This window comes from Maribacter aquimaris, assembly GCF_014596745.1.
GTDB lineage: Bacteria > Bacteroidota > Bacteroidia > Flavobacteriales > Flavobacteriaceae > Maribacter_A > Maribacter_A aquimaris.
Genome location: NZ_JABTCF010000008.1, coordinates 35,076 through 59,285, shown reverse-complemented (window position 1 = coordinate 59,285; position 24,210 = coordinate 35,076). Strand labels below are relative to the sequence as shown.

Genomic DNA, 24,210 nt, shown 5'->3' with positions numbered 1-24,210 from the left:
TTAAAGTTTATTCTTTAAAGGCACTTTTCTTTTTACAATACCTCAAAAAATACGACTCTCACCTTTTGTGTATTTCAGGTGTGATTTCAATTTTTTAATTGATCCGTTTTACGTAAATTGTAGAAATATCCACCAACTTCAAAATGAAATCCAATCAAGACTTAATCGGTTCCTTCCATCTGCATAATGTATTTCGTTCCATTTCCTCGTTTATAACACCTAGAAACCCTAATATAATAACATTTTATATGAATAACACAACCAAACCTGGACCTACCTTAAAATTACTTTTTATGGTGACCCTATTGCTATTCGGTAATTGGAGCATGGCCCAAAAGAACGTTAAATTAAGCTCTCCTGACAAGCAACTCGAAGTGGTCATTGACCTCGCCGACAACATTTCGTGGAATGTAACCCTTAAAGGTTCCAATATTATTGACAATGCAGTCATTTCCATGGACATGGGTGAAGGCAGGATCTTGGGTAACGCCCCCAAATTGCGAAACCAAAGTATGGTTAGCAAAAATGAAGTCTTTATCCCTGTGGTCCCCAATAAGGATGCTAAAATCAACAGCGAGTACAATCAATTGACCCTCGATTTCAAGGGTAATTACCAATTGATCTTCCGAGCATACAATGATGGTATCGCATACCGGTTTATTGATGGAAACAGAAAAACCAAACATGTTCTTAGTGAAGAAATGACATTGTTTTTTCCTGATGGAACCTCATCGTTCTTCCCAGAGGAGGAATCTTTTTATTCACACAATGAGCGTGATTATTTAGTAAAAAGTGTAGCAGATATGCAAAAAGGGGCCTTTTGCAGCCTACCGGTAATGTTCAATACAAAAACGGCCAAAGTACTTTTTACAGAAGCCTCGTTGATCAATTATCCTGGAATGTTCTTGGCCAAAACCACAGGCCGTGCGATGACATCCACTTTTCCCAAATATGTTTTAAAAGCTATCCCTAATGAAGCGTTTAGCCCCGATCGGAACCAAATCATCGAGGAAGAGGCCGATTACATTGCAAAAATCAATGGTAAACGAGCATATCCTTGGAGGGTATTTATCATTAGTGATGATGACAGAACCTTCGTAGAAAGCAATCTTGTGGCCTTATTATCAGACAAATCAAAAATCACTGATACCAGCTGGATAAAACCCGGACAAGTCGCTTGGGACTGGTATAATGCAAATAACGTTTATGGTGTCGATTTTGAGGCAGGCATCAATATGGATACGTATAAATATTTCATCGACTTCGCCTCTAAAAATGGCATTGAATATGTGATATTGGATGAAGGCTGGACAAAATCCACCACAGAAATCATGGATGACAATGAAAACATGGATGTCCCTGAATTGATTCAATATGCCAAATCCAAAAATGTTGAGATTATTTTATGGGTCTTATGGAAACCACTTTATGAGAACCCGGAAGAAATCCTGAAATTATACAGTAGTTGGGGTGCCGTGGGCATTAAAGTGGATTTTATGCAGCGCAGTGACCAATACGTCGTTGAATCTTATGAAAAAATTGCGGAAATTGCCGCCAAATATAAAATGTTGGTCGACTATCATGGTGCTTTCAAACCTGCCGGGGTTGAGCGTATGTGGCCCAACATCATCAATTACGAAGGTGTCCGGGGTAATGAGAATAACAAATGGACTAATGCAATTACGCCAGAACACAATGTGACATTACCATTCATTCGCATGGCCGCTGGTCCGCTGGATTTCACCCCTGGTGCCATGGTCAACATGAACCAATTGGATTATGAAACGGGTGGACCCAATTACGCCCCTTTATTCACTAGACCAATGAGCTATGGCACAAGGGCCCACCAAGTGGCCATGTATACGGTCTTCGAAGCCCCACTTCAAATGCTATGTGAATCACCGACCATTTATTACAAAGAACAGGAAACCGTCGATTTCATAACACAAATACCCACAATATGGGATGAGACCGTTGTGCTCGAGGGAGCAGTTTCCGATTATATTGTCCTGGCCCGTAGAAAGGGTGATAATTGGTATCTTGGTGCAATGACCGATTGGACGGCCAGGGACTTTGAAATAGACCTTTCCTTTTTGGAAAAGGGCAATTACACTATGCAAGGCTACCAAGATGGGGTAAACGCATCTAGGAATGCACAGGATTATAAGATCACAAAGAAAGACGTTGACCAAAACACAAAACTAAAGTTAAAGTTATCCAGTGGTGGGGGGTACTCCGCCATCATCACGAAAAATTAGATTATGAAAAACATAAACAGAAGAAATTTTATACGTAAGACATCATTGGCCGGTGCCGCATTGGCGATAGCCCCGGCAATAGCCAAAGGTGCCTATTCCAATTCTGAACGCCCTTATGGGGCAAAATACATGGGTGATTTCGCTGCCCCAAAGTTAGAGACCGTACGGGCTGCTTTCATTGGCGTGGGGTCAAGGGGCCCTGGACACCTTAAATTCTTTGCCTCTCTTCCTGGAACCGAAGTGGTTGCGATTTGCGATTTATATCAAGATTTTACTGAAAAGTGGAGTAAAGAGACCAAAGCAATCGGAAAGGGAAAACGCCATAAGAAGATAGCCCAATATTACGGTGATGAAAATCAATGGAAGACCATGTTGGACGAGGTTAAACCCGATGTGGTTTTTATCGCAACCAATTGGAGTAACCATGCACCCATGGCTATCGAGTCCATGAAAAAAGGAGCCCATGCTTTTGTAGAAGTACCTATAGGCATTACGCTTGAAGAAATGTGGGAACTCGTAAATACCTCAGAGCAAACCCAAAAGCACTGTATGATGATGGAAAATGTCAATTATAACAGGGAAGAACTGATGTACCTTAATATGTGTAGACAGGGTGTTATTGGGGATTTTTTACATGCCGAAGCTTCCTATATTCACGAACTCCGGTCCCAAATGGAAGACCAAGAACGTGGAACGGGCTCTTGGCGAACGTACCATTATGCCAATCGAAATGGTAATCTATACCCAACCCACGGACTAGGACCGGTTGCCCAATACATGAATTTAGGACGTAGTGATGATAACTTTGGCAGTCTGGTTTCTTTTTCTACCCAAGCCTTGGGAAGAAAATTATATGCTGAAAAAAATTATCCGGCCGATCATAAATGGAATAAACTGGATTATAAGGGTGGAGACCTAAATACCTCCATAATAAAAACAAAGGTTGGCCGTACCATAATGGTCCAATGGGACGAAACAAGTCCACGCCCCTACTCAAGATTGAACCTGATTCAAGGTACCAAAGGGATTCTGGCGGGATTCCCGACAAGGATTGCCTTGGAAGGAGGTGTGGAAGGTGTAACCGATAACCATCACACATGGGCACAAGGGGAACAATTGGCAGCCATATACGAAAAATACGACCACCCATTGTACAAAAGATTGAATGAGGCTACCAAAGACACTGGTCATGGTGGCATGGATGGTATGATGATGTATCGCATTGTCGAATGCTTGCAAAATGGACTTCCCCTAGACCAAAACCTCTATGAAGGTTGTTTCTGGAGTGCCGTGGGACCCTTAAGTGAACGATCCGTTGCAAGTGGCGGTGCCCCCCAGAATTTTCCAGACTTCACAAGGGGTAACTGGAAAGACACCAACCCATTAGCCATTATTTCATAAAATCAACGTAATAAAAAACCAACCTATGTTTAAAAAATTCCATGTTTCATCCTTTTTTGTTTTATTATCCATCATGGCCATTACTTCATGTGCATCCCATAAAAACAGCAATGAAAATGGATTCAAAGCCCTTTTTAACGGTAAGAATCTAGATGGTTGGGTAGGCAATACATCGGCTTACCGGGCAGAAAATGGTATGATTGTCGTTGACCCCAACGGAAGTGATAGCGGAGGTAACCTTTTTACCGAACAGGAGTACAGTGATTTTGTCTTAAGATTTGAATTTCAATTAACCCCTGGGAGTAATAACGGATTGGGGATTCACGCCCCCTTGGAAGGGGATGCCGCATATGTGGGCAAGGAATTACAGATTTTGGACAATACCGCCGATAAATATGCAAAACTACAACCCTATCAATACCATGGTTCAGTCTATGGTATCATTCCAGCCAAACGAGGATTTCTAAATCCCATTGGGGAATGGAACCAACAGGAAGTTTATGTAAAAGGCTCAAAAATAAAGGTTATTTTAAATGGCAGTGTAATTGTAGATGGGGATTACATAAAAGCCAGTAAAAATGGCACCTTGGATCATAAAGACCACCCAGGGTTAGAGCGAACATCCGGACATATTGGCTTTCTAGGTCATGGCGATGTCGTCCGTTTTAAAAATATCAGAATAAAGGATTTATCAACCAAAAATTAAAGAATTTATGTGCGCATACAATAAGGAACGTAGGGATTTTGTAAAAAAAAGTGGATTAGGCCTATTAGGAATGGCTATTGCCCCTTCCCTTTTGGGAAACATGGGGCTTGGACTCAAGAATCGCTTGAGAACGGCCCATATTGGTGTGGGAGGAATGGGGTCTGAAGACTTAAAGGCCATTTCATCCCATAAATTGGTCGATGTTATCGCCTTGTGCGATGTGGATAGCACCAATTTGGCTGCCGCCCAAAAACTACACCCTAAGGCCAAGGTATTTTCCGATTATCGTGTGATGCTGGCCGAAATGAAAAACGAAATTGATGCCGTCATCGTTTCAACACCAGACCATACGCATGCACCAGCTTCAATGATGGCGATGGATCTCGGTAAACCGGTTTATTGCCAAAAACCACTTACCCATCACGTATCCGAAGCCCGGGCTATGAAAAAATTGGCTGTGGACAAAAACCTGATTACCCAAATGGGTATTCAGGTGCATTCGTTCTATGACTATAAATTGGCGACGCTATTAATACAATCCGGAATAATCGGCAAAGTACATACCGTACGTGCATGGTCCCCAAAAAACTGGGGATATGACGGACCAAAACCACAAGGCAGCGATCCTATTCCCGAAACGTTGGACTGGAACCTTTGGCTTGGCACATCGGCAGAAAGACCGTATAAGAAGGATGTTTACCACCCCGGAAACTGGAGAAAATTAATGGATTTCGGTTGTGGTACACTTGGAGATATGGGGGTCCATATTTTTGACACCCCCTATAATGCCCTTGAATTGGATGTGCCAAGGACCATACGTAATGAATGTAGGGAACCCAACGGTTTTGGATTTCCCGAAAACAACATCGTAACTTATGAATTCCCAGGCACCAAACATACCGCAGAAAAATTGACTTGGGTTTGGTATGATGGCCCTGGGGCTCCAAAAATGCATAAAGACCTTATACTTCCTGGTGCAAAAGATGCTACGTCGGCCACAAACGTTGATAAAAAAGAAAAGTCCGTGGAAGAAAAAATGTCCTTGGACACCAAGGCTACCGGAGCTGGCAAATTACCTGATCAAGGTGCCATGTTCATCGGTGATAAAGGTCGTTTATTACTACCGCACTTTATGGAATTGCCCAAGAAGATCGTTGATGGAAAATACGTGGACATTTCCGACGAAATTGCCCGTATAGAAAAAAAGAACAATATGGGCAAGCCCATACGCAACTACAATTCCGAAGGACAAAAACACTACCATCAATTTGTGGATGCCTGTCTGGGCCAAGCAGAATGTAGTGCCCCTTTTTCCTATGCGTCAAGGCTTACCGAAACAATCCTATTGGGTGTAATAGCAGGTCGTTTCCCTAACAAGACCTTACATTGGGACAATAATGAGGCCAAATTCACAGAAGAAGAGGCGAACCAGTATTTGAAATCGGCTTATCGGGATTTTTAAAGAAGATCAAACCATAGACCGTCTTTTAGGTTCAAGGTGGTTTTGTAGTCTAAAAAGTTACAAAACCACCTTTTCCTGACGGTCTTCTTTACGTTATGGCAGCAATAGAACAACATCGTCCATTTCATTGTCCATACCTCCTATTATACGTTTGCATTTGGATGCCTTAAAAAATGGATTCAACCACAGAAAAGGCAAAAACCCAGCATCGAAAAGTTAAAAAACTTCCGCAACGTTTTATCGGTTTACTAAATCTATCCCAATCATTGATTACACTCCCTCAAAAAATCATATTTTTGGGCAAAATTCATAACCTTGTTCAATAAAATCATTTACATACTGGTTGTATTGGCTTCACTACCCCTATTGTCACAAGAAGCCCCCCCAAAGCAAATCAATATTGTTTATGGGGCCAACTTCACCAAGGATGAGGCACAATATCCAGGAGCTTCCATCTTCAGTAAAGACAATAGGCAAATACAATTTGAGCACGAAGGAGCCGATCTGTTTTGCGATATCGCCATCTACTATCAGAAAGAGAATAGGTTAAAGGCCATTGGCAATATTCGCCTGCAACAGGGAGATTCCATTCAAATGACCAGTGGAAAGATCAACTATGATGGTAACGAAAACATGGCAAAAGCGTGGGAGAACGTGGTATTGACCAGTAGCACCAAAATGACCTTAAAGACCGACACCCTTCGTTTCAACAGGTTGGAACAGCAGGCTTATTATAAGGATTTCGGTACGGTGATCGACTCTGTCAACACCTTGACCAGTGAAATAGGCCGGTATTTTCTGGAAAATAAAAAGCTACAGTTTTTAGACAGTGTCCATATTGTAAACCCGGACTATATTTTGGATTCTGAACAATTGGATTATTACGAAACCTCTAAAAACGCTTACCTCTACGGGCCATCGACAATAACGGGAAAAACCTATAAAATATATTGTGAACGCGGGTTTTATGACACAAAGGTAGAAACGGGGTACTTTATTAAAAACACTAGGATCGATTACAACAATCGCATCATTAAAGGTGATAGTGTATATTTCAACAAGGCTAGGGAATTTGCCTCGGCAACCAATAACATCAAGGTCATCGACACTTTGAACAACGGGGTGATCAAGGCCCACTATGCAGAGGTCTTTAAGGCCAAGGATTCGGTTTTTGCCACTCGGCGGGCGGTATCAATATCGGTAATGGAGAAGGACTCGTTGTACATGCACGGCGATACGTTAATGCTGACCGGCAAACCAGAACACAGGATTCTAAGGGCCTTTAGAAATGCAAAATTCTACAAGACCGACCTAAGCGGTAAATGCGACTCCATTCATGCTGACCAGAAAACCGGGATCACCCAACTGATAACCAACCCGATCATATGGAACGGCCCCAATCAAATGACCGGAGACAGTATCCATTTAAAATCCGATTTAAAGACCGAAAAAATGGATTCGCTTAAAGTATTGAACAATGCATTTATCATTTCCCTGGACAGTATTAGCATGGAAGGCTACAATCAGGCAAAAGGAAAGGATTTATTTGGAAAATTCAAGGACAATCAACTCAACCTAATCGATTTAATCAAGAACACAGAGGTCATCTATTATATGTACAATGATGATGATGAACTCATTGGAATCAACAAAACAATCTGCAGTGCCATTCGTATAAAAATGGCCGAGAACGATATTGAGGAACTTACTTTTTTCACCAAGCCCGATGGGGATATATTCCCTGAAACAGAACTTCCCGAGAACAGCCGGAAATTAAAAGGTTTCGTTTGGCGGGGTGATGAACAGATCATTACAAAAGAGGATATTTTTGATGAGGATGACAACAACCTGATACTACCCATTATCAGGGGTATTTCAAATCCCATCGATATTGATGCGGAAGAAGAGGAACGGAGCTCCAATGAAGGTGACCCCGTCAATAATATCCCACCAAAAAACGATAAGGCCATAAATCCCAAGAAAAATTCTAAGGAAGAAAAAGCCAATTAATAGGTGTTATGAAAAAGGATTTTTTAAAATTCCAGGCCCAAACATCCCCACATCCTTTAGCCATGCAAGTATCCCATGCCAAGGGGTCCTATATCCATGACAGTGAAGGGAATGCGCATTTGGATTTTGTAGCAGGCGTATCTGCCTGCAGCTTGGGGCATTGCCATCCTGAAGTGACCAAGGCCATAAAAGATCAGGTAGATAAGTACATGCATGTGATGGTGTACGGTGAATATATCCAAGAACCGCCAGTGGCATATACCAAACTTTTGGCTTCATTGCTCCCCCCCTCTTTGGAAACCACCTATTTGGTCAACTCAGGAACAGAAGCTATTGAAGGGGCTCTGAAGTTAGCGAGGCGATTTACCGGAAGAAGTCAGATAATCGCTGGAAAAAAGGCCTACCATGGCAATACCATGGGGAGTTTGAGCCTAATGGGACTCGAAGAACGGAAAGGAGCCTTTAGACCTTTGATCCCGGATATCTCGTATATTGAATTTAATGCACCATCGGATCTTGGGGAGATAACCCAAAAGACTGCCGCGGTCATTTTGGAAACCATACAAGGGGGAGCTGGCTTTATTGAGCCAAGCAATGGTTATCTGGCCAACGTAAGAAAACGTTGCTCTGAAGTGGGAGCCCTTTTGATTCTCGATGAGATCCAACCGGGTTTTGGTCGTACAGGAAAATTGTTCGCTTTTGAAAATTATGATTGTATTCCCGATATATTGGTCATGGGCAAAGGCATGGCCTCCGGTCTACCCGTGGGTGCTTTTACGGCTTCCCATGAAATGATGTCAACCTTACAGGACAATCCCAAAATGGGTCATATCACCACTTTTGGTGGTAACCCGGTCATTGCCTCCGCCGCTTTGGCCACACTCAAATGTATTGTCGAAAGTACCCTCATGGCTGACACCCTGGCCAAGGAAAAATACGTTCGTTCCTTATTAAAACACAAGTTCATCAAAGAGATCAGGGGAAAAGGTCTCATGTTGGCGTTGATCATGGAAAGCTCCGAAATTGCGGATTTCCTTATACTGACCGCAGCCAAGAGACACCTCATCCTTTTTTGGCTATTGTTTGAGACAAAAGCCGTTAGGATAACCCCTCCCTTAACGGTTTCATTAGAGGAACTTAAGGAAGGGTGCGATACCATTCTAGAAATATTGAACGATTACAGGCAATAATTTGTTAACTAATTTGTTAATAATATAGCCCAATTCAGGAGGAAAACGTAGTCCCAAAAGAGTACTTTTAAGCCTGAGATTAACCAAAAAATCCCTATGGCGTTAGAAGCCAACGAAAGGCCAAATAAGCCCATTGCCAAGTTTGAATCCATGCTGAAGACAGACGACGTCTATTTTTTTGATGCAGAGGATTTTGAGGATATCATACACCATTACCTCAACCATGGAAAAATAGCTTTGGCAAAAAAAGCCATAAAGATTGGCTTGAGACAACACCCCGACTCCATTGCGTTGAAACTTTTGGATGTTGAGGTTCTTGTGTTCGAGAACAATCTTGATCGGGCAGAGGATTTATTGGATAAACTACAGGTGCTGGATAGTTCAAACGAAGAGATTTATATTCAAAGAGCGAACATCTATTCAAAAAAAGACAATCACGAAGCTGCAGTCAAATTGCTTAAAAAAGCACTTAACCTTTCTGAAGAAAGTTATGATATTCATTCATTGTTGGGTATGGAATACCTCTTTATGGATGATTTTAGGTTAGCCAAAGAATGCTTCATGCGATGCGTCGATTTCGATGATCAGGATTATTCCTCGCTTTACAATGTAATCTATTGCTTCGATTTTCTAGAGGATTTTGAAGGTGCGATTGTATACCTCAATGACTATCTGGATCGAAATCCCTATTGTGAAGTGGCCTGGCACCAATTGGGAAAACAGTATTATTCCAAACACATGTTCAAGGAAGCGTTGACCGCTTTTGATTTCGCCATCATCTCTGATGATTCGTTTATTGGGGCGTATTTTGAAAAGGGCAAAGTCCTCGAAAAGTTGGGAAAATACAGTGAAGCCATAGAAAATTATGAGATTACCATTCAAATAGAAGACCCGACTTCCCATGCTTATTTAAGAATCGGAAAGTGCTATGAACGTCTTGGCAATGACGAAATGGCCAAATATTACTATTACCAAACCGTGCATGAAGATCCTTTATTGGACAAAGGCTGGTTGGCCATAACGGACTTCTATTTTTTAAAAGGTGATTTTGACAAAGCCCTGCATTATATCAGCAAAGCATTGAACATTGACGGTGAGAACCCAACATATTGGAAAAAAAGCGCCAACATCAATGCCGCCCTGGAAAATTATGATCAGGCCGATTTTTCCTTTAAACAAGCCGTTGACCTTGGCAATTACGAATTGGATACATGGTTAAACTGGGCCAATGTCGCCAAGGAAAACCATGACTACATCTCAGGAATCCATATTTTGGCACAAGGGCGTGAATTTTATCCGGAAAGCTCAGAGATCCTTTATAAGACCGCAGGTCTACACCTCTTGGCCAATGATAAAATAAATGCGCGTATCGGTCTAATAGATGCCTTGAACAAGAACTCTGAAAAATTACACCTTTTCGAAGAAGAATTTCCCACATACTTCAAAACAGAATGGACTCAGAACATAATATCGAATAACAAAAGAGCTTCTCGATAAATAGTCTATTTTTGCTTTTTTGTCTATGGAAAATCGAAACTTACTCCAATATATCTTCATTACCTTAAAAGGAATTGCCATGGGGGCGGCAGATGTCGTACCTGGTGTTTCAGGGGGGACTATTGCCTTTATTTCGGGTATTTATGAAGAATTGATTACGTCGATCAACAATATTAAGCCGTCCCTGATAACAACCTGGAAAAACGAAGGGTTTAAAGCCTCTTGGCAAAAACTCAACGGTAATTTTTTGGTTGCCCTGTTCTTAGGTATTTTCATTAGCCTTTTCTCTTTGGCGACCTTGGTAAGCTGGCTAATGGAAAATGAACCTATACTGCTTTGGTCTTTCTTTTTCGGATTGGTTGCCGCAAGTATCTTTTTCGTTGGAAAGGAGATAACGAAGTGGAATCCAGCTACCGTGATAATCTTGTTATTGGGTGCTGCCGTTGCCTATTTTGTAACTACCCTACCGGCATCAGAGCACGCAACAAGCCTTCCCTATTTATTTATGTCCGGGGCATTGGCCGTTTGTGCCATGATACTACCGGGAATTTCGGGGGCTTTCATTTTAGTGTTATTGGGGTCGTATAAAACCATTTTGGACGCCGTTCATGAAAGGGATGTGAAAGTGATCATTACTGTGGCCTTGGGAGCGATATTCGGACTTTTGAGCTTTGCCAAACTCCTAAAATGGATGTTCAGCAACTATAAGAATTTGACCTTGGCCCTATTGACGGGATTTATTGTGGGATCGCTAAATAAAATTTGGCCTTGGAAATTGATTTTGGAAACCAAAACCATTGGCGATAAGATCATTACCCTAAAAGAACAAAACGTATCCCCTTTCCATTTCGAAGGCGAACCAAACTTAATGTTGGCCATTGTTGCTGTCACCATCGGTTTTTCCCTTATTTTTATACTCGAAAAAATTGCCTCAAAAAAATAAGCGTTTTACCATATGCACGAGCCTAGAACATTTTTGGATAAATTGTTTTTGGTTATCAAGGGCCTTGCCATGGGTGCTGCCAATAAGGTGCCCGGGGTCTCTGGGGGCATTGTGGCCTTCGTTGGTGGGTTCTATGAGGAATTCATCTATTCCCTACAAAAAATAAACTTTAAAGCCATCAAATTGCTTCTGAACGGTAGGTTCCGAAGTTTCTATCGCTACATAAACGGCCAATTTTTGACCCTTCTCATTTTTGGTATGCTCGTTAGTTATTTCAGTGTATCCAAATTGCTAGATTATTTCCTGGAAAGAAAGGAACTTTTTGTCTGGGCCGCCTTTTTCGGAATGATCTTAGGGTCAATCTACTTTATTTCAAAAGATTTCAAACACTGGAACAGAAAGACACTGACGGCCGGTATCTTAGGGCTTGTCTTCGGCATATCCATAAGTTTTTTGAGTCCCGCCAGGGAGAATGACAATCTTTGGTTCATTTTCCTATGCGGAATGATCAGTGTTTCGGGCATGACCCTGCCTGGATTATCGGGTTCTTTTATCCTTATCCTGTTGGGAAATTATGTGCTACTCTTGGTTGATTCCGTTAACGCCCTATATGACTCCATGGCCGAAATGCTACGGGGTGATTTCAGTTTTGTAAGAAACCATGAAAGACTGGAAACCTTGAAGATCCTTGCGGTATTCACGCTAGGGTCTGCCACGGGATTAGTTACCCTTTCACACATACTTACCTATGTACTAAAGCACTTTAAACACATTACTACGGCCGTAATCATTGGATTCATCACTGGATCATTGGGAGTGGTATGGCCCTGGAAACGAACCATTTTCAAAACAGATGGGGACGGACAGCTATTTTTGGATTCAAACGGCAAGGAAATAATCCTGAATTATGAAAGGTACTTACCTGATTTTACCACGACAGAAACGTGGTGGGCCATATTCTTTGTCATCTTGGGTATATTTATTTTATTAGGATTGGAATGGTATGGGGATTATAGAAAAAAATAACTACGGCTTGGTGGGTAAGAACATCGCTTACTCTTTTTCAGAAAGCTACTTCGAAGAAAAATTCAAGAAATTGGGTCTAAAGGGATATTCCTATAGGAATTTTGACCTGCCCCAAATAGAGGATTTCACTCCATTGATACAGCAAAACAAACATATTAAAGGACTGAATGTCACCATTCCCTATAAGGAAGCCGTGATTCCTTATTTGGACAGACTCAACAAAAAAGCTAAAAAAATAGGTGCCGTAAATACCATAAAATTTACGAAAAAGGGACTAAAAGGGTATAATACAGACATCTACGGATTCAAAAAATCAATAAAACCGTTTTTGACAAAAAATCATACCAAAGCCTTGATCTTGGGTACAGGGGGGGCATCGAAAGCCGTAGCATTCGTATTTGGGGAACTGGGCATTGAGTTTAAGTTTGTTTCAAGAAGACCTAAGAAGAACCAATTGCAGTATACCGATTTAAATGAAAAAACAATGAAGGAATATACGGTATTGGTCAACTGCACCCCTTTGGGTACATTCCCCAATATCGAGGAAAAACCGAACATTCCATACCAATGGATCACGGATGCCCATCTACTTTTCGATTTGATCTATAACCCCGAAAAATCAGCCTTTTTACTCGAAGGTGAAAACCAAGGTGCATCCATATGTAATGGGTTAAGAATGCTAGAGTTACAGGCCGAAAAGGCTTGGAAAATCTGGAATTCATAGGAAGTCCCTAAAAAAGAACCTACATAAGCTTTGGTATTCATTCGGTTGTTAGTATATTACATTAGCATTCTTAAGCAGAACTAACACGAATTACAATGCAAGAAGAAAAAGATCAAGAACTGCAGGAAACTGTAGGTGGTGAAAACAATTCAGAAACTACCGAGACGACTGAAAAGACTCCGGAGAAAAGCCCTGAAAGTCCGATTGAAACTCCAAAGTCAGTCGATCCCCCTGAACCCGAAAAGACAGAACCGACAGAAGCGGTTACAGATTCCACACCCGCATTGGAAGAGACGGACGGTGGTGAAAATAACACAAAAACGACTGAGGAGGCTCCTGGGGAGCACCTTGAAAGTCCGACTGAGACCCCAAAGACAGTGGATGGCCCTGAACCCGAAAAAGCCGAACCCGGAGAAGCGGTTACAGACCCCACACCCACAGAGGAAGAAATGGATGGTAAGGATGATGATGTCCTAAACGAGATCGATGAGTCCAATGCGGAGGATGCTGAGGACCAGGACAACCAACATCGACACAATATTCCCACGTTGGATTACCATGCCATGTCTATGGAGAATTTGGTGGGGGAACTACAGCGATTGGTTAGAAACGAAAAAGTCCAGGCCATCAAAAAACATGTTGATGGAATCAAATCTGAATTTGACCTTAAATTCCAGGAATTCATAGAACAGAAAAAGGAGGATTTCATAAACAATGGCGGTAATGAGTTGGACTTTAGGTATAACTCGGTCTCAAAAAGACAATTCAACGAAGTTTATTCTGAATATCGCGAAAAACGCAATCAATATTACAAGACCCTTGAGAATAGTTTAAAGGATAACATGGCCAACAGATTGGCGATTATCGAAGAATTGAAAAGTTTGGTCAATGTCGAGGAAGACATCAATACCACCTACAAACAATTTAAGGAGGTACAGGAAAAATGGCGAAATGCCGGACCTGTTCCCCGTAATAATTACAACGACGTTTGGCGTACTTACCATCACCATATCGAAATCTTTTATGATTTTCTACACATAAACAGGGAATTACGTGATCTTGATTTCAAGCACAACCTCGATGAGAAAATAAAACTGGTGGAACGTGCTGAGGCCTTGGAAAAAGAAGAGGACCTTAATAAGGCTTTTCGTGAATTACAGACCCTGCATAAAATCTGGAAAGAGGATATTGGCCCCGTTGACAAAGAGCACCGTGAAGAAATCTGGGAGCGTTTCAGCAATGCCACCAAGGTATTGCACCAAAGAAGACAGGACTACTATAAAGACCTTGATAAAATACATGAACAGAATCTCGAAAAAAAGAAAGAGATCATCAATGCCATTAGGGACATCTCTGAGAATATTGCCAGTAACCATAAGGCCCTACAACAACAAATAAAAAAAATTGAAGAGCTGCGCGATGCCTTCTTCAAAGCCGGAAAAGTACCCCAAAAGGTCAACGAACAGACTTGGGCGGAATTTAAGGAAGCGGTACGTGGTTTCAACAGAAATAAAAACGCCTACTATAAGAACCTAAAAAAGGACCAACAGGAAAATCTAGATAAAAAACGTGAATTATTGAACCTTGCCATTTCACTAAAAGATAGTGAGGAATGGGATATGGCCACTTCCGAAATGAAGCGCATTCAGAATGAATGGAAAAAAATAGGTCATGTACCCCGTAAATATTCCGATAAGATCTGGAAGGAGTTCAAAGATGCCTGCAACCATTATTTTGACCATTTACACGCTTCAAAAAATGAGTCCCATAAGGATGAGATTGAAAATTATGAAAAAAAGGATGCTTGCCTAGAACGCTTGAAATCCTTTGAATTGACGGGCCAAAGGGAAACCGACCTTGCGACCATAAAATCCTTTATCGAGGAATGGAAAACATATGGCCGGGTACCTTTTAACAAAAAGAACATCAATCAGAAATTCAATAAAATCCTAGATGCCATCTTCAAAAAACTGGATGTTGACAGACAAGAATCCGAGCTATTGAAATACGGTAATAAAATTCAACAATTGGCCAATGCGGAAAACGACAGGGCCATCGCAAATGAACGTTCGTTCATTCGTAAAAAGATCGATGAAAGCAAGAATGAAATTCGCCAACTGGAAAACAATCTTCAATTCTTTTCAAATGCCTCCGAAGACAATCCCTTGGTAAAGGATGTCATTAAAAAAGTGGAAAAACAAAAAGAGGCGTTGGACACCTGGATGGCCAAATTGAAAAAATTGAACATTATGCAACGTAATTTGGAAAAGGAAGAACTCGATGAGGAAGCGGGGGAATCCCAAGAAGAAGCATAGGAAAATTTAACCCACCTACATCCTTTCGATTCAAACGGACAAAGGTTTTAACAAAACAAGCTAAAATCACTGGATAATCATAAAAACAAAACATGGCCTAGTGCCATGTTTTGTTTTTTTTCCAAGATCCAATACTAAGTTTTCCCTAAACGGTACTAGGCATTAATCCTCATATTGTTGCAACAAAAAGTTGATTAGGTCGGTTGTGGTAACCATCCCTACAAGTTCTCCATCATCCACAACAGGAAGGGCATGAAACTCCTTCTTAGATAGTATTTCTGCCACATCCTTTACAATGGTGTCCGAGGACACGCTAACTAAATTTTTGGCCATCACTTGTTCTAAGCTGAACATATTATAAACCATTGAATCAACTTCTTCCTCATCCTCGTAAACAGCATCCGCAAAACTGATTCGCAATAAATCAGTGTAACTTAACATACCGATAATTTTAGATCCCGAGACTACAGGTATATGTCTAATATGATGTTTTCTAAATAAATGTTCCGCCCTTTCCAGGTTATCCGAAGCTTTTAAAGTAATGACATTCTTGGTCATTATTGTCGCGATGGGAGTTCCTTTTTTCATAATCTTGGGTTTAAATTACATTACTAAAAATAATCAGTAATACTCCCGTAAAGTATGATAAAAATCATGTAGGCCTTACTTTTATAAAATCAATAATGCCAATCGAACGGGACCTACATTAGATAATAATGAAAATTCCCACAACACTGTCCCCTTATCAATGGCAACGGCGATCCTTTCCCCCTACTTAATAAATAAATTACTTTTAGGTATCTTTACGAATCTCTTTTTACCCTTAACCTAGGAAGTTATTTTCAACCCTATGAACCTGAAAGTATTTTTGATTATTTTCCTCTTCAATGGCATTCATGCAATCGCCCAGGAATTGCCTCCTATCACCACCTACCCTCCCGAGCAATACCAGGCCGACAATCAGAATTGGATGATATCCCAAAGCTCCGATAAAAAAATCTATATCGCGAATAATTCAGGCTTATTGGAGTTTGATGGTGCCCGTTTCAAACTATACAATTCGCCCAACAGTTCCGTAATACGTTCTGTAAAGGTCATAGATGATTTGGTATACACGGGTTGTTATATGGAATTTGGTTATTGGCAAAAAAATGAACTAGGCAGTCTCGTTTATCATTCCTTGATCCCCAAACTTAACGAGCCTTTGATTGATGATGAACAATTCTGGAATATACTTAAAGTTGGTGATTGGGTCCTGTTTCAATCACTCGACCGAATCTACAGCTACAACACCTTGGATGGATCCTTTCGTATAATAGATTCTGAAACCACGAGGGCCCAGATTTTCAATGTAGACAATGAAGTGTATTTTCAAAAACCCAATGAAGGTATTTTTAAGATTGAAAATGGAAACCCTGTGTTAGTCTCCAAGGATTCCATCTTTGCGGATCGCATTGTCCTCGCCATTTGGAAGATTGATAAGAAGCTCCTGTTTATTTTCGAAAAAGGGGGATTCTGTTTTTTGGAGGAAGACGGACCCAAAAAATGGAATATTCAGGCTGACAAGGAATTGGAAAAGGTGACCTTGTTCAGTAGCATTCAATTGAGCGATGGTAGTTTTGCTTTGGGCACCATATCCAACGGTGTATATCACATCGGTCGCGACGGGTCGGTAATAAACAAAATCAATAAGGAAAAAGGGCTCCACAATAATACCATATTGTCTTTATTCGAAGACATTGACCACAACCTTTGGCTCGGTTTGGACAATGGACTGAGTGTTATAAACTACAACTCCCAATTCAAGGAGTTCAATGATTTAAAAGGTGAAGTAGGAAATGTATATGCCGCTAAGATTTTTAATGGACTATTTTACATAGGGACAAATCAGGGCCTTTTTTATAAAGAGGCCGATAGTCAGGATTCGTTTACTTTGATCAATGGCACACAAGGCCAGGTATGGTGTCTTGTTGAACAGGACCATGCTTTGTTCTGCGGGCATAATAGAGGCACCTTTTTAGTAAAAAATAAGACTGCGGAATTAATTTCAGATTTCCCAGGAACTTGGGATATTAAAAATATCGAAGCAAACAACAGCTTATTGTTACAGGGCAACTATGAAGGGTTGAGTATACTCGAAAAGACCAATGGCCAATGGTCTTTTCGAAACAAAATAAAAGGGTTTGATTTTTCCAGTCGTTTTTTCGAGTTTACCGATGACCTTGAAATAATCGTAAACAATGAATATAAGGGTATATATAAAATAACCGTTGACCCTACCTTCAATACCATCATTAATGCAAATAATAAACCTGCCAATGGTTTTGGATCGAGTATGGTTACCTATGACGATAAGGTACTCTATTCCCAAAATTCGAACCAACATATCTTAATGTACACTAAGGATCAACATAATTTCGTTGTCGATTCGGTCCTTACGAACATATTTTATGGCAAGGATAACGACCTTCAAGGTATATTGATACCCGATTATGACACAAATAAACTTTGGGGATTCAGCGATAATAATATCATATATACCACCCCTGGCAAATTCAGTGACACCCCGGAAACCATAAAAATTTCAATTCCCAGGAATTTCAGAAGAAGTATGGGTAATTCCGGTTTTGAATATATAACCCATTTAAAGGACAACACTTTTCTGATAGGGGGTTCTGACGGATACACAACACTCAATTTGGACAAAATAAAATCCCAAACCCATACCATCCAAATTACAGAGGCCTATAATGAATTTCGGAATGCCCCCAAAGTGGGGATTGTATTGGATAAGGAAGCCGAACTTCATTCGAGGGAAAACAACATTGGCTTCTCGTTCAGTGTTCCCAATTACGATAAATATGCCGAAGTAATTTATCAGTACAAACTTGATGGATTGGACACGGGATGGAGCGATTGGTTTTCCACTCCGAACATTTCTTTTGAAAATTTAAGTTTTGGCGAATACACCTTTAAGGTCAAGGCTAAAATAGGCGATCAGGAATCCCGGAATACAGCAAGCTTCAAATTCATCATCAATAGGCCTTGGTACTATTCCAATGTCGCCATAGCATGCTACATTCTTATTATAGCCCTAATTTCCTTTATAATACATAAACTATACAAGTCGTACTACAGGAGACAACACAAAAGGTTATTAAAGGAGAACACCAAAAAATTAAAGCGTAAAAAATTAAAGGCCCAAAGAAAGATCGTTGAAATAAAGAATGAACAATTACGTCAGGATATTGCCAATAAAAACCGGGAACTGGCCATTTCAACCATGAGCATAATCAAAAAGAATGAGTTCTTAAGTGCCATACGAGATCAGTTAAAGGAAAATGCGGACAACCCTAAAATAAAATCGGTCATAAGAACCATAAATCAGAATATCAATAATGTTGATGATTGGACCTTTTTCGAAGAAGCCTTCAATAATGCGGACAAGGATTTCTTAAAAAGGATAAAAAAATTACATCCAGACCTTACCCCCAATGATTTGAAGCTTTGTGCTTATTTAAGGCTAAATCTGTCTTCAAAGGAAATAGCCCCATTACTCAATATTTCGGTTCGAAGTGTAGAAGTCAAGCGCTACAGACTTCGAAAAAAGATGCAACTTCAGCACGAATCCGGTCTAACGGACTACATCCTAAATCTGTAATCCACACAGGAGGGTACTTCATCACCTCAACATTACCTATACAAAAACGATTTCGTAGCGCATTAAGCGTTATTTCAACAACTTCCAATTCCTTGTAAATCCACATAACCTACAAGGCAAACAACTGCGAATAATCAAATTTATGTCCTTTTTTTTGGGATGTATGTTTTTTGTTGTGGTGTTTTCTAAGGAATCCTTAACCCTCCCTGTTAAATTTACCTTAACGAAAAGTAATCAAAAATGAAATGCGCATAACGACGATCCCATGGCAAAAGGAAACCTTGTTTATGCGAATTCCATCTGAAAAATTAAAAACTAACTAAAATTAACAGATGAAGTCAAAAATTTTATTTCTCACATTGTTTTGGGTAACATCGTTTACATTCGGTCAAACGACCAATGTGTCCGGTACCGTTTCAGATTCGGGCAATATGCCTATTCCGGGCGTAAATGTTATCGTGAAAAACACGACAAAGGGAACAGCAACGGATTTTGATGGTATTTTCACCTTAAATGAAGTTCCCGTTAACGCAACCTTGGTTTTTTCCTATTTAGGTTTCCAAACCAAAGAAGTTACAGTTACCAGCAGTAACCAAACCTTTAATGTCATTATGCAAGAAGACACGGAGGCTTTGGAAGAAGTTGTTGTTATCGGATATGGTACTCAAAAGGTGACCAAAGTATCCGGTGCCATTTCCACCGTAAAGTCAGAATCGATTGAAAGACTGAAACCGTTGCGCGTTGAGGAAGCCCTTCAAGGTAGCGCCTCAGGTGTATCGGTTATCCAAAGTGGTTCCCCAGGAAGCAAACCAACCGTATTGGTTCGTGGTATTCCTTCATTTACAGGAACAGACCCCGTAGTTATTATCGATGGTGTTCCCCAGAGTTTAGACGATTTAAATTCCATCAACTCGGCAGACATCCAATCATTGAATATATTAAAGGATGCCGCCTCCACAGCCATTTACGGTGTAAAAGGGGGGAACGGTGTTATTGTGGTCACCACCAAAAGTGGTAGAAAGAATGAGAAGGCAGAATTCAGTTTCAACACGTATTCAGGCTTTCAATCCGTAATCAAAAAAATAGGTGTTTTAAATGCTTCGGAATACGCTGGCATGATCAATGAAGGTAGCGTAACCGCAGGAGGGGATTTGATATTTCCCAACATCTCCGCTTTAGGCCAGGGTACTGATTGGCAGGATGAAGTCTTCAAAGATGCTTCCGTAACCTCCTATTCCCTATCTGCAAGAGGTGGTTCGGAAAGTATAGGCTATTTCTTGTCCACAGGTTATCTAAGCCAAGGTGGTATTGTAGGTGGTAATGATAAATCCAATTTCAATAGATTGAATTTCACGGCAAACGTGGATGTTCAATTAACGCCAAAATTGAAATTCATTCTTAATTCCAGTTACGCCAATATCAAAAGTCAAACTGTAGCTGAGAACTCTTTCAACTCCATTATTGGCAACGCATTGAACTTCGACCCTACGGTATCTGTTTACAATACCGATCCCAACGACTATGCCTCTTATGGGTACAGCAATCTATTGTTATCGGAAATATTCAATCCAGTACAAAGATTGGAAGACACCCATAATGAAAGTAATGGGGATAAATTATACGGTAAATTGGAGTTGCAATATGACATCCTGGATAACCTTAAGATAACCTCCCGTTTTGGTTATACCAAATGGGATCAGGTTAGTAAAAGTTTCACCCCTTTGGCCTACTATGGTCCGAACAACGTATCTAGTGATTATTACGCAGACGGTACGGTAAAAACGCAGGAAGTGGACAATGGTGACGGCACAACCTCAACCATTCCCTCATTCCACAATAGTGTTACGGAAAGCACGGTATCCAACTTCAGTTACACCTTTGAGACCTTTGCGAGCTATAACTTCACCCTAAATGAAAAGCACAATTTTGATGCTGTATTGGGTATTTCCAGAAGTAAATCAACAGGATATGGCTTTGGCACCACAAGACAGGATGTTAGGGACAACGCTTGGGAGTGGGCAGACATAAGTGCTGCTACCGGGGTGAATACCGAATTGAATACCGATGCTTACACAGGTTATAGTTATCAAGACCTTGAACGCAGGAATGTATCTTACTTCAGTAGGATCAACTACGATTATCAAGGCAAATATTTAGCATCATTCTCTGCCCGTCGCGATGGTTCCATTGCTTTTGGTAACGACAACAAATTCGCAAATTTCTACGCGGGTTCTTTGGGTTGGGTCGTAACCAATGAGAGCTTCTTCAATTCCGAAGCCATTGATTTCTTGAAAATCAGGGGAAGTTACGGTACCGTAGGTAACGAAAACGTAGACCCTCAATATGTTAAAATCACTATAGGAGGTCCAAGTTATAATTCCACAGCGAATAGCAATGGATATACCTTCGGAACGGAATTCGTTTCTGGTGCCACGGTAAACTCTTTTGAAAACCCCACCTTGAGTTGGGAAGAACAGACCCAATACAACATTGGCTTCGATGCTAACTTATTCAAGGATATTTCCATAACCGCGGATTACTTTAATAAATCCGTAGACGGATTATTGTTCACAGATGCGCCCCCATTATATGCCGGTACATCAGAACCTGTAACATCGAATATAGGTAGTACCGAAAGTAAGGGTATCGACTTTACCGTGGGATATAGCAACAACGGGGCTCAAGATTTTAAATTCAATACCTCCCTGACTTTTACAACTTCCAAGAACGAAGTTACCGAGACCAATAGCGACGGAACGGCATTTGTATCAGGAGGCTCCTATTTCAATGGACAAAGTCACAATATAACACGTTTTGAAAAAGGCTATACCCCTGGATATTTTTATGGGTATAAAACCGATGGGTTATTCCAAAATCAAGCCGAAATCGATGCCCATGCCACCCAAGACGGTGCGCAACCCGGGGATATTCGTTTTGTCGACTACAATAACGATGGGATCATTGATGACGATGACAAAACAAAAATCGGTGATCCATTCCCTGAATTCACTTTAGGTTGGAATGTAGGTTTCAACTATAAAAACTTCGATTTAAGTATGTTCACTTATGCCTCAGTAGGAAATGATATATATAGGGCTTACGAACGTAATGCACAATATTCGAACAAATTTAGGAATATATTAGATCGATGGACCGGTGAAGGCACTACCAACGATGCAACTACCCCAAGGTATACATTTGCCGACACCAACAGTAACATCAGACCTTCCGATAGATATGTTGAGGATGGAAGCTTTATAAAAATAAAGAGTTTGATTTTGGGATATACCCTACCGGAATCATCAAATAACTTTTTCAGCAAAATACGCATCTATGCACAAGCCAAGAACCTCTTGACCTTGACTGATTATACAGGTTATGATCCTGAAATATCGGACAACTCAGATAACTCGGGTATTTTGGAAACCGGAGTTGACAGAGGCGCCTATCCACAAGCTAGAACTATCTTACTCGGTTTGGATCTTAAATTTTAACATCGAAATAATATCAGTATGAAAAATATAAAAAACAGTATAAGCCTAATCATCATACTTACGACCTTCGTCGGTTGTTCAGACGTGGTTGAATTTGACCCACATGATGAATACGAAGTAACTGAGGTGGACTATCTACAGACTGCGTCCGACTACGAAACTATGGCCGTAAGTTGCTATACACCCACACAATGGCTCAACCAATTGGTGGTTATTGGCGATATCGCATCGGACAATGCCGTGGCAGGTGGTGAAAACGCATCCGATGTTGTTGCCTTACAGCAAATAGATGACCATGCCATATTAACCAATAACAGCACCCTTGAGGATTTATGGAAATCAGCTTACGAGGGTGTCAACAGAACCAATTACCTTATCAGCTATAAAGATGTTAACCTACTAGGCGAAATCGTTGAATTCGATGGAAAGGAAGCACTGTATGGCGAAGTTTATTTCTTAAGGGCCTATTACTATTTCAACTTGGTGAAAATGTTCGGGGACGTGGTGCTCTTTACCGACCATAAGCTGGGCCTATCGGATTTTGGTACTTTACAAAGGTCCCCCAAAGAGGATGTTTACGCACAAATCGAAATAGACCTCCTTGACGCTATCAGTGTTCTACCAACAACACAATCGCAACAAGGAAGGATTACGAAATATGCGGCCCAAGCTTTGTTGGGTAAGGTGTATCTGTATCAAGAGAAATTCTCGGAGGCAGCTGCAATGCTAGAGAATGTGGTAAACGGGCCTTTTAGCTTAGTGTCCAATTTTGATGACATCTTTTTATTGGAAGGTGAAAACGGACCGGAATCGGTATACGAAGTACAATATTCAAACGGACAACCTTATTACAACTGGGGTGGCCAAACAAGGGGTCAAGGTAATTATGCCGTACAACAATGCGGTGTAAGAGGTTTGAATGGAACAGCAGAGATGCCCTACAACTCGGGCTGGAGCACGAATCTGCCAACCCAAGACCTTGCTGCTGCTTATGAAGAAGGGGACCAAAGAAAAAATGCTACGGTTTTCGATGTGGAAGCATATGCCAATGACAATCCTAGTTTAAACGTAACCTATCAGGTAGCTCCCTATAAAAATACTGATTTGTACAACAAAAAGTATTTACCTCGAAAAGGACAAACCAGCGGACAGGTAGAGTTGAATTACGAAAACAACCACCGCATAATTCGCTATTCCGAAGTTTTATTAATGGCTGCAGAAGCAAATTTGAGATCGGCCACACCTAATGTGCCAAAAGCACAAGGCTACTTGGACCAAGTACGCGATAGGGCCTTTGGCGATACAGACCATAGGGTTACTGCCACAGTCGATGCGATTTGGAACGAAAGACGTTTGGAGTTGGCTATGGAAGGGGATCGATTCTTTGATCTAGTAAGAACGGGACAAGCTGCTTCGGTCTTAGGAAGCGGATATAATTCAGCTACCAACGGACTTTTCCCCATTCCACAGAATGAAATTGAAATTTCCAATCTTACCCAAAACGATGGTTACTAATAACAAAA

At 40.8% G+C, this 24,210-nt stretch carries 15 protein-coding genes; 14 read left to right on the top strand and 1 reads right to left on the bottom strand.

The features are described 5' to 3' along the window. Positions 1 to 248: 248 nt before the first annotated feature. The 11 genes from HPE56_RS12935 (at position 249) to HPE56_RS12885 (ending at position 15,532) form a co-directional block, all read left to right on the top strand. The gene (locus HPE56_RS12935; protein WP_188244180.1) at positions 249 to 2,258 is read left to right on the top strand and encodes a glycoside hydrolase family 97 protein; all 2,010 of its coding nucleotides are present in this window, start codon (positions 249 to 251) and stop codon (positions 2,256 to 2,258) included. Positions 2,259 to 2,261: 3 nt separating this feature from the next. Next, a complete protein-coding gene (locus HPE56_RS12930; RefSeq protein WP_188244179.1) occupies positions 2,262 to 3,659 on the top strand; it encodes a Gfo/Idh/MocA family protein in 1,398 nt (465 codons plus the stop codon). 25 nt (positions 3,660 to 3,684) lie between these two features. Further along, positions 3,685 to 4,365, top strand: a complete 681-nt coding sequence (locus HPE56_RS12925) for a 3-keto-disaccharide hydrolase (RefSeq protein ID WP_188244178.1) — start codon at positions 3,685 to 3,687, stop codon at positions 4,363 to 4,365. Positions 4,366 to 4,372: 7 nt separating this feature from the next. After that, positions 4,373 to 5,827 carry a Gfo/Idh/MocA family protein gene (locus HPE56_RS12920; protein ID WP_188244177.1) on the top strand — a complete coding sequence of 485 codons (1,455 nt, stop codon included), beginning with the start codon at positions 4,373 to 4,375 and terminating at the stop codon, positions 5,825 to 5,827. Between the two features lie 315 nt (positions 5,828 to 6,142). Then, a complete protein-coding gene (locus tag HPE56_RS12915) occupies positions 6,143 to 7,837 on the top strand; it encodes an OstA-like protein (RefSeq protein ID WP_188244176.1) in 1,695 nt (564 codons plus the stop codon). 8 nt (positions 7,838 to 7,845) lie between these two features. Beyond that, entirely contained in the window at positions 7,846 to 9,027 is a 1,182-nt protein-coding gene (locus HPE56_RS12910) for an aspartate aminotransferase family protein (protein WP_188244175.1), read from the top strand. A gap of 96 nt (positions 9,028 to 9,123) precedes the next feature. After that, entirely contained in the window at positions 9,124 to 10,524 is a 1,401-nt protein-coding gene (locus HPE56_RS12905; protein WP_188244174.1) for a tetratricopeptide repeat protein, read from the top strand. A 25-nt stretch (positions 10,525 to 10,549) separates the two neighbouring features. After that, complete coding sequence (locus HPE56_RS12900) at positions 10,550 to 11,467, top strand: DUF368 domain-containing protein (protein WP_188244173.1); 918 nt, start codon at positions 10,550 to 10,552, stop codon at positions 11,465 to 11,467. Between the two features lie 12 nt (positions 11,468 to 11,479). Then, a complete protein-coding gene (locus HPE56_RS12895; protein WP_188244172.1) occupies positions 11,480 to 12,493 on the top strand; it encodes a DUF368 domain-containing protein in 1,014 nt (337 codons plus the stop codon). Continuing rightward, positions 12,471 to 13,217: a shikimate dehydrogenase family protein gene (locus tag HPE56_RS12890; protein WP_188244171.1), complete on the top strand. Its 747-nt coding sequence runs from the start codon at positions 12,471 to 12,473 to the stop codon at positions 13,215 to 13,217. The genes HPE56_RS12895 and HPE56_RS12890 overlap by 23 nt, the downstream gene beginning before the upstream one ends. A gap of 95 nt (positions 13,218 to 13,312) precedes the next feature. Continuing rightward, the gene (locus tag HPE56_RS12885; protein ID WP_188244170.1) at positions 13,313 to 15,532 is read left to right on the top strand and encodes a DUF349 domain-containing protein; all 2,220 of its coding nucleotides are present in this window, start codon (positions 13,313 to 13,315) and stop codon (positions 15,530 to 15,532) included. A 162-nt stretch (positions 15,533 to 15,694) separates the two neighbouring features. Here the strand turns inward: HPE56_RS12885 and HPE56_RS12880 are convergent, their stop codons facing one another. After that, a complete protein-coding gene (locus HPE56_RS12880; protein WP_109653148.1) occupies positions 15,695 to 16,120 on the bottom strand; it encodes a CBS domain-containing protein in 426 nt (141 codons plus the stop codon). Positions 16,121 to 16,382: 262 nt separating this feature from the next. Between HPE56_RS12880 and HPE56_RS12875 the strand changes: the two genes are divergently transcribed. The 3 genes from HPE56_RS12875 to HPE56_RS12865 all read left to right on the top strand — a co-directional run bounded on the left by HPE56_RS12875 (position 16,383) and on the right by HPE56_RS12865 (position 24,202). Continuing rightward, positions 16,383 to 19,193, top strand: a complete 2,811-nt coding sequence (locus HPE56_RS12875; RefSeq protein WP_188244169.1) for a helix-turn-helix and ligand-binding sensor domain-containing protein — start codon at positions 16,383 to 16,385, stop codon at positions 19,191 to 19,193. Between the two features lie 332 nt (positions 19,194 to 19,525). After that, positions 19,526 to 22,687 carry a SusC/RagA family TonB-linked outer membrane protein gene (locus HPE56_RS12870; protein WP_188244168.1) on the top strand — a complete coding sequence of 1,054 codons (3,162 nt, stop codon included), beginning with the start codon at positions 19,526 to 19,528 and terminating at the stop codon, positions 22,685 to 22,687. Positions 22,688 to 22,705: 18 nt separating this feature from the next. Continuing rightward, positions 22,706 to 24,202 (top strand): RagB/SusD family nutrient uptake outer membrane protein, encoded by a 1,497-nt coding sequence (locus tag HPE56_RS12865; RefSeq protein ID WP_188244167.1) that lies wholly within the window; start codon positions 22,706 to 22,708, stop codon positions 24,200 to 24,202. Positions 24,203 to 24,210: the final 8 nt, after the last annotated feature.

Excerpts from the sequence above, each read along its gene's own strand:
- HPE56_RS12935 (WP_188244180.1), top strand. The coding sequence starts at position 249 with ATGAATAACACAACCAAACCTGGACCTACCTTAAAATTACTTTTTATG.
- HPE56_RS12930 (WP_188244179.1), top strand. The coding sequence starts at position 2,262 with ATGAAAAACATAAACAGAAGAAATTTTATACGTAAGACATCATTGGCC.
- HPE56_RS12925 (WP_188244178.1), top strand. The coding sequence starts at position 3,685 with ATGTTTAAAAAATTCCATGTTTCATCCTTTTTTGTTTTATTATCCATC.
- HPE56_RS12920 (WP_188244177.1), top strand. The coding sequence starts at position 4,373 with ATGTGCGCATACAATAAGGAACGTAGGGATTTTGTAAAAAAAAGTGGA.
- HPE56_RS12910 (WP_188244175.1), top strand. The coding sequence starts at position 7,846 with ATGAAAAAGGATTTTTTAAAATTCCAGGCCCAAACATCCCCACATCCT.
- HPE56_RS12905 (WP_188244174.1), top strand. The coding sequence starts at position 9,124 with ATGGCGTTAGAAGCCAACGAAAGGCCAAATAAGCCCATTGCCAAGTTT.
- HPE56_RS12900 (WP_188244173.1), top strand. The coding sequence starts at position 10,550 with ATGGAAAATCGAAACTTACTCCAATATATCTTCATTACCTTAAAAGGA.
- HPE56_RS12895 (WP_188244172.1), top strand. The coding sequence starts at position 11,480 with ATGCACGAGCCTAGAACATTTTTGGATAAATTGTTTTTGGTTATCAAG.
- HPE56_RS12890 (WP_188244171.1), top strand. The coding sequence starts at position 12,471 with ATGGGGATTATAGAAAAAAATAACTACGGCTTGGTGGGTAAGAACATC.
- HPE56_RS12885 (WP_188244170.1), top strand. The coding sequence starts at position 13,313 with ATGCAAGAAGAAAAAGATCAAGAACTGCAGGAAACTGTAGGTGGTGAA.
- HPE56_RS12880 (WP_109653148.1), bottom strand. The coding sequence starts at position 16,120 with ATGAAAAAAGGAACTCCCATCGCGACAATAATGACCAAGAATGTCATT.
- HPE56_RS12875 (WP_188244169.1), top strand. The coding sequence starts at position 16,383 with ATGAACCTGAAAGTATTTTTGATTATTTTCCTCTTCAATGGCATTCAT.
- HPE56_RS12870 (WP_188244168.1), top strand. The coding sequence starts at position 19,526 with ATGAAGTCAAAAATTTTATTTCTCACATTGTTTTGGGTAACATCGTTT.
- HPE56_RS12865 (WP_188244167.1), top strand. The coding sequence starts at position 22,706 with ATGAAAAATATAAAAAACAGTATAAGCCTAATCATCATACTTACGACC.